This is a genomic window from Halomonas sp. PA16-9 (genome assembly GCF_009728585.1).
Classification (GTDB): domain Bacteria; phylum Pseudomonadota; class Gammaproteobacteria; order Pseudomonadales; family Halomonadaceae; genus Vreelandella; species Vreelandella titanicae.
Window position 1 is genome coordinate 1,953,826 of sequence record NZ_CP040451.1, and the last position, 15,521, is coordinate 1,969,346.

11 protein-coding genes and 4 pseudogenes are annotated in these 15,521 nt (G+C 55.8%); 11 read left to right on the forward strand and 4 right to left on the reverse strand.

All coding sequences use genetic code 11. From position 1 onward, the window contains the following. The first annotated feature begins 83 nt into the window (after positions 1-83). The 4 genes from FDY98_RS08965 (at position 84) to FDY98_RS08980 (ending at position 5,217) form a co-directional block, all read left to right on the forward strand. On the forward strand, positions 84-569 hold the full coding sequence (locus FDY98_RS08965) for a YajQ family cyclic di-GMP-binding protein (RefSeq protein WP_007114656.1): 486 nt from the start codon (positions 84-86) through the stop codon (positions 567-569). Positions 570-636: 67 nt separating this feature from the next. Further along, a complete protein-coding gene (gene pepN / locus FDY98_RS08970; protein ID WP_027959069.1) occupies positions 637-3,267 on the forward strand; it encodes an aminopeptidase N in 2,631 nt (876 codons plus the stop codon). A 55-nt stretch (positions 3,268-3,322) separates the two neighbouring features. Next, entirely contained in the window at positions 3,323-4,282 is a 960-nt protein-coding gene (gene yegS / locus FDY98_RS08975) for a lipid kinase YegS (protein WP_022523958.1), read from the forward strand. A 44-nt stretch (positions 4,283-4,326) separates the two neighbouring features. Continuing rightward, positions 4,327-5,217 (forward strand): hypothetical protein, encoded by an 891-nt coding sequence (locus FDY98_RS08980; protein ID WP_051052089.1) that lies wholly within the window; start codon positions 4,327-4,329, stop codon positions 5,215-5,217. A gap of 68 nt (positions 5,218-5,285) precedes the next feature. Here the strand turns inward: FDY98_RS08980 and FDY98_RS08985 are convergent, their stop codons facing one another. After that, positions 5,286-5,489 (reverse strand): cold-shock protein, encoded by a 204-nt coding sequence (locus FDY98_RS08985; RefSeq protein ID WP_007114660.1) that lies wholly within the window; start codon positions 5,487-5,489, stop codon positions 5,286-5,288. Positions 5,490-5,622: 133 nt separating this feature from the next. Here FDY98_RS08985 and FDY98_RS08990 point away from each other — a divergent pair. Continuing rightward, positions 5,623-6,277, forward strand: a pseudogene (locus FDY98_RS08990) (LysE family translocator). A 35-nt stretch (positions 6,278-6,312) separates the two neighbouring features. On the opposite strand, the pseudogene FDY98_RS08995 reads toward FDY98_RS08990, so the two are convergent. Further along, positions 6,313-8,256, reverse strand: a pseudogene (locus FDY98_RS08995) (transglycosylase SLT domain-containing protein). Positions 8,257-8,490: 234 nt separating this feature from the next. On the opposite strand from FDY98_RS08995, the gene FDY98_RS27550 reads away from it, so the two are divergent. The 6 genes and pseudogenes from FDY98_RS27550 (at position 8,491) to sixA (ending at position 12,552) form a co-directional block, all read left to right on the forward strand. Next, positions 8,491-8,862, forward strand: a complete 372-nt coding sequence (locus FDY98_RS27550; RefSeq protein WP_340146435.1) for a YkvA family protein — start codon at positions 8,491-8,493, stop codon at positions 8,860-8,862. A gap of 13 nt (positions 8,863-8,875) precedes the next feature. Next, a pseudogene (gene htpG / locus FDY98_RS09005) lies at positions 8,876-10,807 on the forward strand (molecular chaperone HtpG). Positions 10,808-10,935: 128 nt separating this feature from the next. Continuing rightward, the gene (locus tag FDY98_RS29425; RefSeq protein ID WP_442907904.1) at positions 10,936-11,529 is read left to right on the forward strand and encodes an NAD(P)-binding domain-containing protein; all 594 of its coding nucleotides are present in this window, start codon (positions 10,936-10,938) and stop codon (positions 11,527-11,529) included. Positions 11,530-11,599: 70 nt separating this feature from the next. Next, a pseudogene (locus FDY98_RS29430) lies at positions 11,600-11,928 on the forward strand (NAD(P)H-dependent glycerol-3-phosphate dehydrogenase). After that, positions 11,841-12,077: a hypothetical protein gene (locus tag FDY98_RS29435; protein ID WP_442907966.1), complete on the forward strand. Its 237-nt coding sequence runs from the start codon at positions 11,841-11,843 to the stop codon at positions 12,075-12,077. The pseudogene FDY98_RS29430 and the gene FDY98_RS29435 overlap by 88 nt, the downstream one beginning before the upstream one ends. Then, the gene (sixA, locus tag FDY98_RS09015) at positions 12,070-12,552 is read left to right on the forward strand and encodes a phosphohistidine phosphatase SixA (RefSeq protein ID WP_027959073.1); all 483 of its coding nucleotides are present in this window, start codon (positions 12,070-12,072) and stop codon (positions 12,550-12,552) included. The genes FDY98_RS29435 and sixA overlap by 8 nt, the downstream gene beginning before the upstream one ends. A gap of 53 nt (positions 12,553-12,605) precedes the next feature. Here the strand turns inward: sixA and gatB are convergent, their stop codons facing one another. Both gatB and gatA read right to left on the reverse strand, forming a co-directional pair. Continuing rightward, the gene (gene gatB / locus FDY98_RS09020; protein WP_009287767.1) at positions 12,606-14,060 is read right to left on the reverse strand and encodes an Asp-tRNA(Asn)/Glu-tRNA(Gln) amidotransferase subunit GatB; all 1,455 of its coding nucleotides are present in this window, start codon (positions 14,058-14,060) and stop codon (positions 12,606-12,608) included. Continuing rightward, on the reverse strand, positions 14,060-15,517 hold the full coding sequence (gatA, locus tag FDY98_RS09025; RefSeq protein WP_155705796.1) for an Asp-tRNA(Asn)/Glu-tRNA(Gln) amidotransferase subunit GatA: 1,458 nt from the start codon (positions 15,515-15,517) through the stop codon (positions 14,060-14,062). The genes gatB and gatA overlap by 1 nt, the downstream gene beginning before the upstream one ends. Between the last annotated feature and the right edge of the window lie 4 nt (positions 15,518-15,521).

The following is a 15,521-nucleotide window of genomic DNA, read 5'->3' on the forward strand; positions in this document are numbered from 1 at the left end:
AAATCCAACAAAAAAGAACAGGATTGGCCCCTAGGGGCTGGCTGCTCTAGAATAGGTGGTCATGTCTTTTCAGGAATTACATCATGCCCTCATTTGATATTGTTTCAGAGTTCGATAAACACGAAGGCGCTAACGCCGTAGACCAAGCTAACCGGGAAGTGCAGTCACGGTTCGATTTTAAGGGGGTCGATGCCAGCTTCACCCTTGAAGGTGACAAAGTGCAGCTAGAGGCGGAAGTCGATTTCCAGCTCAAGCAGATGCTCGATGTGCTGCGAGCCCGTTTAATCGCCCGGGGTATCGATGCCCGCTGTATGGATGTTCAAGACCCGGTGCTCTCCGGCGTGAAAGCACGCCAGGAAGTCGCTCTTAAGGAGGGGCTCGACGCGGCGGAAGCCAAAGATGTGGTCAAGCGCATCAAGGCCAGCAAGCTCAAAGTGCAGGCGCAAATTCAAGGTGAGAAAGTGCGTGTAACGGGTAAAAAGCGCGACGATTTACAAGCTGTTATGGCATTGCTGCGCGGCGAAGAGGGGCCGGATTTACCGCTCCAATTCGATAACTTCCGCGACTAGGTAGCGGTGTTAAGCTGTCGAACATTTTGAACTATGTAATATTCGTTTTATACAGGAGTCACGCACTATGTCTGATCCGCAGCCGGTTTATTTAAGCGACTACCAGCCACCCGCCTACCGGGTAACTCATACCGAGCTGACGTTTGATCTTGACCCCGCCGCGACCCGTGTGAAAGCGCGACTGTTGATTGAGCGACATCCAGAAGCTGACGCTAAGGCACCGCTCGTCTTAAATGGCGAGCACCTAAAGCTTATCTCCCTGGCGATTGATGCAACGCCGCTGGATGTCGCTGCTTATGAACTAGATGATGAAGTCCTGCGCATTGCTCAGGTGCCCGAGCGTTTTGTGTTGGAGAGCGAGGTGGAGATCGCCCCGCAGGAGAATACGGCGTTAGAGGGGCTGTACCAATCCAACGGTATGTACTGCACCCAGTGCGAGGCCGAAGGCTTCCGGCGGATTACCTTTTACCCTGACCGCCCAGACGTCATGGCGACCTTTAAGGTCACTGTGATCGGCGATCAGCAGCAAGAGCCGATTTTGCTGGCTAACGGTAACCCGATTGAGCGCGGCGAGCTGAAGGGCGGTCGCCACTTTGTTACTTGGGAAGACCCGCACCCCAAGCCCTGTTACCTGTTTGCTTTGGTGGCAGGCAACCTGCATAGCGTAGAAGATCACTTCACCACCATGAGCGGAAGGGATGTCACGCTGCAGATTTGGGTAGAAAAAGAGAACCTGGATAAGACCGAGCATGCCATGGCCTCGTTAAAGCGTGCCATGGAGTGGGACGAGCAGGCGTATGGGCGCGAGTACGACCTGGATCTGTTTATGATCGTGGCCGTCAATGATTTCAATATGGGAGCGATGGAGAACAAAGGCCTCAATATCTTTAACTCCGCCGCGGTCTTGACCCACCCCCAGACCGCCACCGATGCAGCGTTCCAAAACGTGGAAGGCATAGTCGCCCACGAATACTTTCACAACTGGTCGGGTAATCGCGTCACCTGCCGCGACTGGTTCCAGCTCTCGCTGAAAGAGGGCTTTACGGTCTTTCGTGACCAGTGCTTTTCGGCGGATACCAATTCAGCGCCGGTTAAGCGCATTCAGGATGTCTCCTTTTTCCGCACGGCCCAGTTTGCCGAAGATGCTGGCCCCACGGCGCATCCGATTCGTCCCGACCACTTTATCGAAATTACCAACTTCTACACCCTGACGATTTATGAGAAAGGGGCCGAAGTCGTACGCATGTTGCGTAATTTAGTCGGGGAGGAGAGCTTTCGTCGCGGTTCAGACCTTTACTTCGAGCGGTTCGACGGTCAAGCGGTGACCATTGAAGACTTTGTCGGCTGTATGGCTGAAGCCTCCGGTGAAGACTTCAGCCAGTTTATGCGCTGGTACTCCCAGGCGGGAACGCCGGATATTGATGCCCACGGTGAGTATGATTATGTTCAGGGCGAGTACCACTTGACGCTGCGTCAGCGTACGCCTGCAACACCCGGCCAGCCAGATAAGCTGCCGTTGCATATCCCGGTGCGTATGGGGCTGGTAGGTACCAAGTCGGGGCAGGATCTCACCCTGACGCTCAATGGCGAAAAGCTCGGCAAAGACGCGGTTATTCATCTACGTGACGATGAGCAAACGTTTGTATTCACCGATGTTGCCGAAGCGCCGGTGCCCTCTTTGCTACGCGAATTTTCCGCCCCGGTGAAGCTGCATTATCCCTATTCAAGGGAAGATCTCGCCTTCTTATTGACCCATGACAGCGATGGTTTCAACCGCTGGGATGCGGGTCAACGCCTAGCGCTTTTGGCCTTGGATGACTTGATTGCTGCCCATAGGAATGGCGTCGAAAAGGTCATGGATAGCCGCGTTGTCGATGCCTTTAGAGCGCTGCTGAGCGGGCCAATGAGCGATAAGGCGGTATTGGCAGAGATGCTGACGCTACCCTCTGAAGCATATATCGCCGAGCAGCAGCCCATTGTGGATGTAGATGCTATCCATGCCGCGCGGGAATTTGTTCGTCAGTCATTAGCCGTGGCTCTGCGGGATGAGTTTCTGGCTATCTATGAAGCCAATGTGACGGAAGAAGCGTACGCGCCGACACCGGAGCAAATAGCTCAGCGTAGCCTGAAAAACGTGGCGCTCTCTTATCTTATGTCGATTGAAGATGAGCAGGGCTTGGCACTGTGTGAAAGCCAATTCGCTGCTGACCACAATATGACCGATGTGCGTCAGGCGCTCACCCTGCTGGTGCACAGCGACCGCGACGACCTGGCTTCGCCAGCACTCAAAGCCTTCGGTGAGAAGTGGGCGCATGACCCGTTGGTGATGGATCAGTGGTTCACCGTCCAGGTATCGCGCCCTCAGCCAGATGTGCTTGAGCGGGTGAAGTACCTGATGCAGCATCCCGCCTTTTCACTCAAGAATCCCAATCGAGTCCGTGCATTGGTCGGCGCCTTTGCTCAGAACCGGGTCAATTTCCACCGTTTGGATGGTCAAGGCTACCAACTACTGGCTGATGTGGTCATCGAACTCAACCGGCTTAACCCGGAAATTGCCGCGCGGCTAATCACCCCGTTAACCCGCTGGCAGCGCTTTGATGAAACCCGCCAAGCACTAATGCGGTCTGAGCTTGAGCGGATCAAACAACAGCCGCTATCTTCAAATGTATACGAGGTGGTCGAGAAAGCACTGGCATAAGCGTTTAGCGCAGTAGTGAATAACCGCAGTTAAACCATGGAAAGGAATAACAATAGTGACAGACTCACAGCAACACTATTTACTGATTATCAATGGTAAATCCGCCGGTAACCCGGCATTGCGTGAAGCAGTCAATGAACAACGTCAGGCAGGGATGCTGATTACGGTTCGCGCTACCTGGGAAGGGGGCGACGCTGCGGATATTGCAGAGCAGTCTGGCGCCATGGGCATTACCCACGTGATTGCCTGTGGTGGCGATGGCACTGTCAGCGAAGTCATGAACGGGCTGATGCGCTTACCTCATGACCGGCGTCCTGCGCTGGGCATTGTGCCCCTAGGCAGTGCCAATGATTTTGCTACCTCCGTTGGTTTACCGCTGGAGCCAGGCGCCGCTTTGGCCGCTGCACGGGAGTTAAGCGCCTATCCCATTGATGTTGTGCGCGTGACCGCAGGTGCAGGTGGCGAATCGTCCACCAGCTACTATATCAACATGACCACCGGTGGGTTTGGCGCTGAAGTTACCTCGTCGACACCGAAAACGCTTAAGCGGCTGCTCGGGGGCGGGGCTTACTCAGTGATGGGCGCGCTGAAGGCTTGGCGCCACCGCAGCTATCGCGGCACGCTCCATTGGGACGAAAAAGAGGAGAGTGCGTCTTTGTTGCTACTGGCGCTAGGTAATGGCCGCCAGTCGGGCGGGGGACAGGTACTGGGGCCGCGTGCCAAGCTGGATGATGGCCGTCTGGACGTGCTGCTGGTCAAAGACTTTCGGTCGATAACGGAACTGACCAAGCTCATTAGCGAGCTGCAGAGTTTCCCCTATGACGGGCGATTCGTGCGCTACTTCACCACGACCCAACTAACCGTGACCACCCAGGCAAATGGTTCGCCCTGGCCACTCACGTTAGACGGCGAAGCGCGCTACTATGACCAGTTCTGCGCGGAAGTAGTGCCCCTTGCTCTGCGTGTGTTACTGCCTGAGGAGTGCCCGTTGCTCTCCTCGACCAGCCGGCCTTAGTTCTTTTGGCTCACATTGTTAACGTTATAAAGGAGAAGAATTAAATGGCAAATCGCGTGTGGATACCCGCGCTCGCCGCCGTGGCTCTTTTGCTGAGTGCCTGCGGTGACTCCCAGGAAGATCCCACCGTGACACCCGATGATAATGCTGCGGTGACGGATGAAGAAACGGCTCGTGATGAGGGGGCGGGCGAAGAAGCGTCGGTCACGGCTGAAAACGCGACTGAGATGTCCAGTCCTGAAGAAGTAGAGGATGATATTGAGGAGCGCCAAGCTGCTGAGGAGCTTGAGCGAGCGGAAGCGCTGCGCGAGGATAGCGACACTCAGGCTAGTGATCCCCAATCCAGCGGCACTCAGTCCAGTGGCAGTGCGACGGCTGGCGGTGAAGAGGTTGAGGCTGGTGAAGACACCTTGGCGGCGGATCCTGAAGAGGTGCTCGATGAAGAGAGCGCTATGCCGGGTGAAGCTACACGTTCCGATGTAGATGACATCATTGCCGAAACTGAACGCCGTTTTGAAGAGGCCGAGCAGCGTTTGGAGGAGCAGTTTCAGGAGGTAGAGCAGCAGGCGCCAACCTTGGAGCCGATGGAGAACGAGGATGTACCGCCTAGCTGGGACACCGAAAGCAGTCTGCCCGAGCGCACACCCTTGCAGGATGACAGTGATGTAACCGATGTTGACGCCTTGATTGAAGACACCGAACGTCGCTTTGAAGAAGCGCAGCAGCGGCTTGAGGAACAATTCCAAGAGTTGGAGAATCGTGAGGCGGAGAGTGGTGCTGTGGTCGAGCCGTCAGGCGAGCTTGATAGCAATGACTTTGACAGCAATGACTCCGATAGCGGTGATTCTGATAATCGTGATGTCGATAGCGCTGAAGATAGCCAGGAAACCGGTGCTAATGGAGAGTCGCGGAGTGAGAGAGGATCGCTTGAGTGATTCTCTTTAGCCAATAGTCAGGCAATAAAAAAGGCCGCGTTTGCGGGCCTTTGTCCATCCGTTAGCAATTAAGCTGGGCGGATGTTGGAAGCCTGAAGGCCTTTTTTACCCTGAGTCACTTCAAAGCTGACTTTTTGACCGTCTTGCAGGGTCTTGAAGCCTTCAGCTTGAATTTCGGAGAAGTGGGCGAACAGATCGTCTCCGCCGTCATCAGGAGAGATGAAGCCGAAGCCTTTAGTGTCGTTGAACCACTTAACAGTGCCAGTTGCCATTTTCTATTTCCTTAACGTGCTTAGTAATCACGGGCAACTCTATTGTCCACCCGCTACAATTACTCTAGATGTAAACACGGCTGTCGTCCAGCGACATTCCTAAGATTTTTTATTTGGTTGCGAGCAAGCACAAATGATGCAGTTAGGTTTTATTGATGCGCAGTTTATTTCCTTTTTGGTAGCGATCACGTTGCTGACGATAAGCCCCGGTGTTGATACGTTGCTGGTGATACGCAATACGGCCCGCGGAGGCATCCACGATGGGGTCACCACGAGTTTAGCTATCTGCTGCGGCCTGTTTGTGCATGCAACGATTTCTGCATTGGGCATTTCGTTGATCCTGCTCCAGTCGGCCTGGGCGTTTCATATGCTGAAGCTGGTGGGGGCGGGCTACCTAATTTGGCTGGGTATTACCAGCTTGTTAGCAGCGCGGAAAGGCCAGCCACTGCCGGTTAATGGTGTGCTAGAAGGTGTGCCTGCCGTTTCGCGCTGGCAGCCGGTTAAGAGGGTTTTTTGTCCAATGTGTTGAACCCCAAAACCGTGGTGTTCTACATGGCCTTTTTGCCTCAGTTCATCGCTCCTGGCGATCCTGCGCTACTGAAGTCGCTATGGCTGGCGGGAGTGCACTTTATCATCGCCAATATTGGCAAATCAGCGTGGTCATGATGGTGGGAAGTGCCGGCAAATGGTTGGCTAACGCACGTTTTGCGCAAGCGCTTAATGCCGCTACGGGCAGTGTATTGGTGGTGTTTGGTATTCGGCTGGCATTAACACAGCGCCCGGTATAAACCGGACGCTGGTAATGTGGTAGGTAGAGAAGGGCTTAGCGGCGGGCGAGCAGGGCTCGGTCGTAGCGTACCTGCTGCTCGTTATCGCTAAGCAGTGAAACGCCTTCGCTACTGCCACCGTTAGCGAGGCTTTCAAAATCACCCGATAGCTAAGCACCGCCTGCACGTAGTCGCGGGTTTCGCGGAAGGGGATGCTCTCTACAAAGAGATCAAAGGCCTCTACGCCATCGCCCAGCCACTGATCGACGCGGCCAGGGCCCGCATTATAAGCCGCTGCGGCGGCCAGTCGATTGCCCTGGTAGCGTTGCAGCTTGTCGCGCAGGTAGGTGCTGCCCAGGCGTATATTAAGCTCTGGGTCGAGAACACCGTAGGGCCAGGATCGCTAATGCCCAATTCGCGACTGACTTGGCTGGCGGTACCGGGCATTAGCTGCATTAATCCACGCGCCCCTGCGGGTGAAAGGGCGTTAGGGTTGTAAGCGCTTTCACGCCGGGTAATGGCCATCAATAGGTATGGATCCACGCCGGTGAGACGGCCCCAATGTTGAAAGCTGTCGTGGTAGGCCTGGGGGAAGCGCCAATCCAAGGCGTCCCACATTTCAGCGGCAATGGTGGTTTGCACCAGGCGCGCATGCCACTGCTGTTGAGCGGCATAGTCGGCTAGCGCTCGTGCCTGTTGCGGCGAACCGCTCTGCACCGCGTGCAGCCACTCGCTGTTGCGAGACCATCCTCGCCAATGCGTAGCAAGGCCTCGGTACGCTGAACGGCGGGGAGTTGGGCAATACGTTGACGTGACGCTTCGTCAAAATGATTGCGTTCAAGATTCAATTGATAGGGTTGGCCGAGCTTTTCTGCTGCTGCAAAGCCGTAAAAACTGCGATCCTGCGCAGCCTGTTGGTAGCGTGCTTCGGCGGCCGCTTGGTTGCCAAGCTGCCCATTGGCGCGGCCCAGCCAATACTGCCAACGGCTATTCTCCTGCTGGATAGCGGGCATTTCGGCAATCCAGTAGAGCACTCCGTTCCAGTCCCTGCTAGCCAGCGCATGGCGGACACGCAGCTCTAATACGCGCTCGCTCTCCAGGCTCGGTAGCACGCTGTCAACCCAGCTTAGCGTGCCCGGTACATTGCGCACCAGGGCGTAAAAAGCCAGTTCTTCTTCAATAGCTTGACGGTCACTGGGCAGCAGGTTTAAACGCGACGAGAGCGTCTGCCAGGCGGCAAAGGCTGCAGGCGTATCTTCACGGGTGTAGCGCTGCATGGCGGCCCGGTAGAAGCTTGCCGTGGCGGCACACTCGGGCCTAGGCAGCTGGGCGCCTGGGTAATGGCGCTGCTGCGTGCTGTGACACTATCCACCGTCTCTAGAGCGGTTTGCCACTGACCGCTTAATAGCCCACCAAGATAGCTCGATAGGCGCGTTTCTCCCGCCTGCCAGGCGAGCATTTTACGCTCCCAAATAGCTGTGGCATCAATAGTGCCATTGGCCCGCAGGCGTGCAAATAGCGGGTCGCAAGCATTAGGCTGCGAGCTGCCTACGCGCCATAAAGCCAACCCCGCTTCGCTCGCCTGCTGAGGCTGCTCATCCAGCAGCGCCGTGTAGTAGTAGCACTGGCGAACCGTGCCCGCAGGCTCGCCATCGGCCACTGCCAGCAGGTCGCTATAGCGGCCGCATGGCCATACTTTGCGATCGCTTGACCACGCAGCCACCCTGCTAGAGGAGAGTCTGCGTGCTGGTCGATAAATTGATGCACCCTTTCAGGAGCCACGTTAGGCAATTGCCCCCTTAAGCGGTGGTACTCCACATAGCCACGCAGCGGTGGTCTTCAATTGAGCGCTCATCGACCCGTGCCCACTGCTGCTCGCGGGCAGCAGCGAGGGCATCGCGTAACTCACTATCGGATGCGGCCCACGAAAGTGCAGGTAATCCCGCCAGTAGTGCTGTACACAGCACGCGGGCGGTATGGCGAAATGGCGAAACCAACATGGTGCTCTCTCTCTGTAAATCGGTGTCACTTAATCGGGGCTCGGGAGCAGCCCACGCAGTTTGCGGTGCAACCGCTATACTGAACGAATATTAGCCGTCATGATCTGACAGCCCAGATACTAAAAGGATTTAATTACCTATGGCCCCATTATCCACTTGGTCGTTGCTGCGTCGACTCAAATCACGCGTTTGGGCGACAAAACGTATAGTGCGTGCTTTAAAACTGTTTATCCCATGACGCGAGACGTCATGCGTGGCGATTTTCGGCCTATTCCCTGGTCGGCATTCGGCATGATGGCATTAGCGCTGGGTTATTTGGTACTGCCGTTCGATCTGATACCCGATTTTCTGATGCTAATCGGCGTGGTGGATGACGTGCTGATAGTCGCTGGCTGCTCAATCGTATCGATCAGCGCCTGGAAGGCTATCGGGCCTGAAATATACCGATCCCGATATGACGCCTTCTTGACCCCAGCGGCTTGCTACCCCCAGTGGCTTCTTGATCAAGGCTGCTTGAAAAATCGCTGCCTATCCCCATATCTACTCCACGAAACCATTTTATCCCATTGCATGTACACGCAGAGGGATGCGACTCAACGTGATTGATAAGGCTAAGCGCATGACTACAGCTACCCACGAACAAGCGACTGATACATCGGCTAACCACGAAGAAACGCTAGGCTTTCAAACGGAAGTTAAGCAACTGCTGAATTGATGATTCACTCCCTGTACTCTAACCGGGAGATTTTCTTACGCGAGCTTATCTCAAACGCCGCCGACGCCTGCGATAAGCTACGTTACGCGGCTCTCGATAACGATGCGCTCTACGAAGGCGACAGCGAACTACGCATTGAAATCGAACACGACCGCGATGCCAACACTATCACCCTACGTGATAATGGCGTTGGCATGAACCGGGAAGACGTGATCGCCAACTTGGGTACCATTGCGCGTTCCGGTACCGCTGAGTTTCTCAAGCAGCTCTCTGGTGAGCAGCAGAAAGACGCCAAGCTAATCGGTCAGTTCGGCGTTGGTTTCTACTCGGGTTTTATCGTCGCTGATGAAATTTCGGTGCGCACCCGCAAGGCGGGTACAGACGCTTCAGAAGGCGTTGAGTGGCGCTCGAAAGGGGAAGGTGAATTTACCGTTGCCGATATTGAGCGTGCTCAGCACGGCACAGAAATCACTCTGCATCTGAAAGAGGACGCCAAAGAGTTTGCTGACGACTATCGGCTGCAGGGCTTGGTTCGTAAGTACTCGGATCATATCGAAGTCCCCGTGCGCATGCCGAAAACAGAAACGGCGAAGGACGACGAGGGCAATCCTATCGAGGGTAGTGAAGTGTCTACCTGGGAAACCGTTAACGAGGCGACGCGCTGTGGTCGCGTCCCAAGAGCGAGGTTTCCGACGATGAGTACAAGGCGTTCTACAAGCACGTTGCCCACGATTTCTCTGACCCGCTGACCTGGAGCCACAACAAGGTCGAAGGCAAGCTCGAATACACTAGCTGCTCTATGTACCGGGTCGGGCACCTTTTGACCTGTTTAGCGCGACGGTGCCCGGGGCGTTAAGCTCTACGTTCAGCGTGTCTTTATTATGGACGATGCCGAACAGTTCCTGCCGCTCTACCTGCGCTTTATCAAAGGCGTACTGGATACCCGCGAACTGTCGCTAAACGTATCCCGTGAGCTGCTCCAACAGGATCCCAATGTTGATAAGATCAAATCGGCGCTTACTAAGCGCGGTTTGGATATGCTGAAGAAGCTGGCCAAAGATAAAGAGCAGTACCAGACGTTCTGGAATACCTTTGGTAGCGTGTTGAAAGAAGGGCCGGGCGAAGACCCCTCTAATCGGGAAAAAATTGCTGGTCTGCTGCGCTTTGCCTCAACCCATACCGATACGGCTGCCCAGGAGCACGGGCTGGCAGACTATGTCGAGCGCATGAAAGAGGGGCAGCAGAAGATTTATTACGTCGTAGCTGATAGCTTCAATGCGGCGAAAAACAGCCCTCACCTGGAGATCTTCCGCAAAAAAGGCATCGAAGTTCTGCTGTTGTCTGACCGTATCGATGACTGGTTGATGAGCCATCTGACTGAATTCGACGGTAAAACCTTTGCTGATGTGGCCAAGGGCGAGCTTGATCTTGGCGATGTGGAAGACGAAGCAGAGAAAAAAGCTCAGGAGGAGACCGCTAAAGCCAAAGAGGAACTGGTGAAGCGCGTAAAAGAAGCGCTGGGCGATGGTGTTCAAGAGGTAAAAGTGACTCACCGCCTTACCGATTCACCGGCCTGCGTCGTGCTACCCGAGCATGAAATGGGCTACCAGATGCGCCGCATTATGGAAGCCGCCGGTCAGCCGCTGCCCGAGGTGAAGCCGATTCTTGAGCTTAACCCTAGCCACGCGCTGGTAGCGCGTTTGGAAGGGGCTGAAGGCGATCAATTTGGACAGTTAGCCCACATCCTGCTCGATCAGGCAATTATTGCAGAGGGCGGCCATCTGGATGACCCGGCTGCCTACGTGAAACGTCCTGAATAGCGTCTTGACGGCTTAATGAGCCAATAACGTCAGACATGCGGCCCGCTTGGATTTCCAAGCGGGCCGCATCTGTTAGTGAAGATGCTATGGGTGAAGATGCTAAAGTACCCAGTAATGTAAGAGACTAACGATCAGGATATCGTCATGGCTGAGCAGCAAACCAATGTCCCAGTGACAACCAACTTAGCGGTGCTGGGAGGCGGTAGTTTTGGTACGGCGCTAGCGAGCATTGCCGCCGATAATGGTGCCCGCGTTCGTCAGTGGATGCGTGACGAAACGCTGGTCACACAAATCAACCAAGAGCACCGTAACGGTCGTTATCTGCCCCACTATGCAATGAATCCGGCAGTGAAAGCCTCAACCGACCTCCAAGCCGTGCTGGCCGATGCGGAGCTTGTACTCATCGCTATTCCTTCAAAGGCCTTTCGCAGCGTTGTGCAGGCGGCGAAAGCGTGGTTGAGACCCGAGCAGATACTGGTCAGTACCACCAAGGGGATCGAGCAAGAAGGCTTTCTGTTGATGAGCCAAGTACTCGAGCAGGAAACGGGCTTTAGTCACATTGGCGTGATTGCGGGCCCAAATCTGGCCTCTGAAATTGCCGATAAGCAGTTAACTGCTACCGTGATTGCCAGCGCTGACCCGCTTACCCCACCCGCGTACAGCAAGTATTGGGTTGCCGTTACTTTCGTGTGTACGCTAGCGATGACCGTCATGGTGTTGAACTGGGTGGTGCACTGAAAAATATTTATGCGATTGCCGCCGTATGGCGGCGGCGCTGGGCATGGGCGAAAACACCCGCAGTATGCTGATGACTCGCGCCTTAGCCGAAATGAGCCGCTTTGCCGTTGCCCAGGGGGCTAACCCAATGACCTTTTTAGGACTGGCGGGGTGGGGGATTTGATCGTTACCTGCTCGTCTAACCTGTCGCGTAATTATCGTGTTGGCTACGCCATGGGCGAAGGGCGTACGTTGGAAGAGGCGGTTGATGCCCTTGGCCAGGTCGCAGAAGGGGAAACACCGTTAAACTGGTATGCGCTAAAGCGAGTGAAATGGGTGTTTATATGCCGTTGGCGGAAGGTCTCAATCATGTGCTGTTTGACGGCGTGCCCGCCCAGGAGATGGCGCGCACCCTTATGATGGGTGAGCAGAGTAGCGATGTAGAGTTTATTCTGCCCCGTGAAGCCGTACAGCAGGCCCATCGAGACCAAGCTCCTCACAACCACGCTTCTAAGAACCAGGCTTCTAAGAACCAGGTTTCTAAGGGCAATGGAGGCAGGAATGCCTGATGTGTTGATTATGCGCCACGCTGAGGCCGCACCGGGGTATCCCGACCAAGCGCGTCGATTAACGCCTCATGGTGAGCAGGAGGTCAAAAAAATGGCCCGTTGGCTGACTGAGCGCGTGGCTGATGGGGAGCTGTTTATGCCGCAAATTTATGCCAGCCCCTATTCTCGCGCGCAGCAAACCGCGCAAACGCTATGTGATGCGCTGGGAGCCTCGCTGGAAACGCTGGATTTTATCACTCCGGATGACTCGCCCCATGCAGTAAGCGACTGGTTGCTTGAACAGCCTGAAGGTGCGCCGATCATGCTGGTCAGCCATATGCCGCTGGTAGGCGAACTGGCGGGGTTATTAGTAGAGGGCAGCCCTGCTCAGGGGCTTGGCTTCCCTACCGCCGCCATCGCCGAGTTTGAAGCCGATGTGTGGGCCGCTGGGTGCGCGCAGTTGAAGCGATTTACCCAACCCAGCCAGTTGGCCTAGTTCAAATGTGTGTCATTAAAAAAACGGCTGCCTAGGCAGCCGTTTTTTTGGTTTTACAGCAGCGCGTCGAGCTTCTCTTTTAGCAAGCCGTTCACCTGCTGTGGGTTGGCGGTGCCGCGCGACGCCTTCATCACCTGACCAACAAAGTAGCCGATCATTTTGCCGCGTTTTTCCGGCTCCGAGTCGCAGTACTGGGCGACCTGAGCGGGGCTGTCGGCAATCACTTGATCGATCATTGCTTCAATGGCGCCGGTGTCGGTCACCTGCTTGAGGCCTTTTGCGTCAATCACCTCGTCGGCGGACTCACCCTGACCGTTCCACAACGCCTGAAAAACCTCCTTAGCGGCTTTGCCGTTAATGGTGTCATCCAGTACGCGGCTGATCAGCTCGCCTAGTTGGCGCGCTGAGATCGGGCTATTGGCAATGCTCAGGTTTTCGCGGTTAAGTGCCCCGGAAAGTTCACCCTGTACCCAGTTAGCTGCCTGCTTGGCATCGCCGCACTCGCTATGCACCGCTTCAAAGAATTCGGCCATATCGCGACTGGCGGAGATGACATTGGCGTCATAAGCAGACAGACCCAGCTCGTTCTGGAAGCGCTCACGCTTATCTGCTGGCAGCTCGGGCAACTGGCCACGCAGGTGGTCAAGATAAGCTTGGTCAAGCACCACCGGCAGCAGGTCAGGGCAGGGGAAGTAACGGTAGTCGTTGGCCTCCTCCTTGGTACGCATGCTGCGGGTTTCATCACGGTCTGGGTCAAACAAGCGGGTTTCTTGAACCACGCTGCCGCCATCTTCGATCAGCTCAATTTGTCGCTCAACCTCAAAGGCAATGGCGCGCTCGACAAAACGGAAAGAGTTAACGTTTTTAATCTCAGCGCGGGTGCCAAAGGCTTCCTGACCTTTGGGGCGTACCGAGACGTTAACGTCGCAACGCATGGAGCCTTCCGCCATATTGCCGTCGGAAATGCCCAGGTAAGTAACGATCGAGTGAATCGCTTTGAGATACGCCGCGGCCTCTTTGGCGCTACGCATATCCGGCTCGGAGACGATCTCCAGTAGCGGCGTGCCAGCACGGTTCAAGTCGATACCGGTCATGCCGTGAAAATCTTCATGCAGCGATTTACCGGCATCTTCCTCAAGGTGGGCATGGTGAATGCGGATACGCTTGGTGCTGCCATCTTCCAACGTAATCTCAACATCGCCAGGGCCGACGATGGGATGGTACATCTGGCTGGTTTGATAACCCTTGGGCAGGTCGGGGTAGAAGTAATTTTTACGGTCAAACACCGAGACTTCGGCGATATCCGCATGCACCGCCAGGCCAAACTGCACGGCCATGGCCACGGCCTGCTCATTGAGCACTGGCAGCACGCCAGGTAGGCCTAAATCCACCGCGCAGGCCTGGGTGTTTGGCTCGGCGCCAAACGCCGTTGAGGCACCGGAAAAGATTTTTGAACGCGTTGCGAGCTGAACGTGGACTTCAAGCCCAATCACGGTTTCCCATTGCATTAGGCGTACTCCTCGGCAAAGGCAGGACGTTGTAAGTGCCAGTCGGTCGCTTGCTGAAACTGGTGAGCGACGTTAAGCAGCTGCGCTTCGGCAAAGTGGGTGCCCAGAATCTGGAGACCAACGGGGCGGCCACCGGCCAAACCCGCCGGCACGCTGATGCCGGGAATGCCCGCCAGGTTCACCGCGATAGTGTAGATATCCTGCAGGTACATCGACACCGGATCTTTTTTGGCACCCAGGTCAAACGCGGGGGTAGGCGAGGCGGGGCCCATCAGCACGTCGACGTCTTCAAAGGCGTCCAGGAAGTCCTGACGGATCAAACGGCGCACCTGCTGGGCTTTGGTGTAGTAGGCGTCAAAGAAGCCTTCAGAGAGCGTGTGAGTGCCGATCAGGATGCGTCGTTTAACTTCTTCGCCGAAGCCTTCAGCCCGCGAACGTGTGTAAAGATCGATCAAATCGCTGGGATTGTCGCAGCGGTGACCAAAACGCACACCGTCGTAGCGGGACAGGTTGGAAGAGGCTTCCGCGGGGGCGATCACGTAGTAGGCCGGAATCGCATAGTGGGTATGCGGTAGGCTGACCTCACGAACCGTCGCGCCTAGGGATTCGTAAACTTTTACCGCCTCACGGACGGCTTTTTCGACATCAGGGTCTAAACCATCGCCGAAATACTCTTTGGGAAGCCCGATCTTGAGGCCCGAGAGGGGGGCATTAAGGCCTTCCACATAGTCGGGTACGCCGCGGGCAACGCTGGTGGAATCGCGGCCGTCATGGCCCGCAATAACACCCAGTAGGTGGGCGCAATCTTCGGCGCTGCGCGCCATGGGGCCAGCCTGATCAAGGCTTGAGGCGTAGGCAATAATGCCGAAGCGCGACACACGACCATAGGTGGGCTTTAAACCGGTGATGCCACAAAATGCCGCGGGCTGGCGAATCGAGCCGCCGGTGTCGGTACCCATGGCGGCGGGCACCAAACCAGCTGCGACTGCTGCTGCGCTGCCGCCGGAGCTGCCGCCGGGCACCGCTGTCAGATCCCAGGGATTTTTGACCGGGCCGTAGTAGCTGTTTTCGTTGGAGGAGCCCATGGCGAACTCGTCCATATTGGTTTTGCCCAGGCTGATCGTGCCCGCCGCGTTGAGCTTTTCAACCACGGTGGCGTTGTAGGGGGCGATAAAATTATCCAGCATTTTTGAACCGCAGCTGGTTTCACGCCCTGGGTGCAAAAAATATCTTTGAGCGCTAGGGGAATGCCTGACAGCGGCCCGGCGTTGCCTGCCGCTCGGGCGTTCGGCTACTTCAGCCTGTTTCAGCGCTTGCTCGGCGGTCACGCTGATAAAACTATTCAGCTTGCCGTCAGCCTGTTCGATACGCTGCAAATAGTGAGCGGTCAGCTCGCGGCTTGAAAACTCACCGCTTTTTAGCGCGGCGGCGAGTTGCGTTAAGGTTTTCTCGTACATGACC

What these genes read in the sequence shown, in the direction of transcription:
- FDY98_RS08965 (WP_007114656.1), top strand. Translation starts at nt 84, where the DNA reads ATGCCCTCATTTGATATTGTTTCAGAGTTCGATAAACACGAAGGCGCT.
- FDY98_RS27550 (WP_340146435.1), top strand. Translation starts at nt 8,491, where the DNA reads ATGACGCGAGACGTCATGCGTGGCGATTTTCGGCCTATTCCCTGGTCG.
- FDY98_RS08985 (WP_007114660.1), bottom strand. Translation starts at nt 5,489, where the DNA reads ATGGCAACTGGCACTGTTAAGTGGTTCAACGACACTAAAGGCTTCGGC.
- gatB (WP_009287767.1), bottom strand. Translation starts at nt 14,060, where the DNA reads ATGCAATGGGAAACCGTGATTGGGCTTGAAGTCCACGTTCAGCTCGCA.
- FDY98_RS29435 (WP_442907966.1), top strand. Translation starts at nt 11,841, where the DNA reads ATGGGTGTTTATATGCCGTTGGCGGAAGGTCTCAATCATGTGCTGTTT.
- FDY98_RS29425 (WP_442907904.1), top strand. Translation starts at nt 10,936, where the DNA reads ATGGCTGAGCAGCAAACCAATGTCCCAGTGACAACCAACTTAGCGGTG.
- pepN (WP_027959069.1), top strand. Translation starts at nt 637, where the DNA reads ATGTCTGATCCGCAGCCGGTTTATTTAAGCGACTACCAGCCACCCGCC.
- sixA (WP_027959073.1), top strand. Translation starts at nt 12,070, where the DNA reads ATGCCTGATGTGTTGATTATGCGCCACGCTGAGGCCGCACCGGGGTAT.
- gatA (WP_155705796.1), bottom strand. Translation starts at nt 15,517, where the DNA reads ATGTACGAGAAAACCTTAACGCAACTCGCCGCCGCGCTAAAAAGCGGT.
- FDY98_RS08980 (WP_051052089.1), top strand. Translation starts at nt 4,327, where the DNA reads ATGGCAAATCGCGTGTGGATACCCGCGCTCGCCGCCGTGGCTCTTTTG.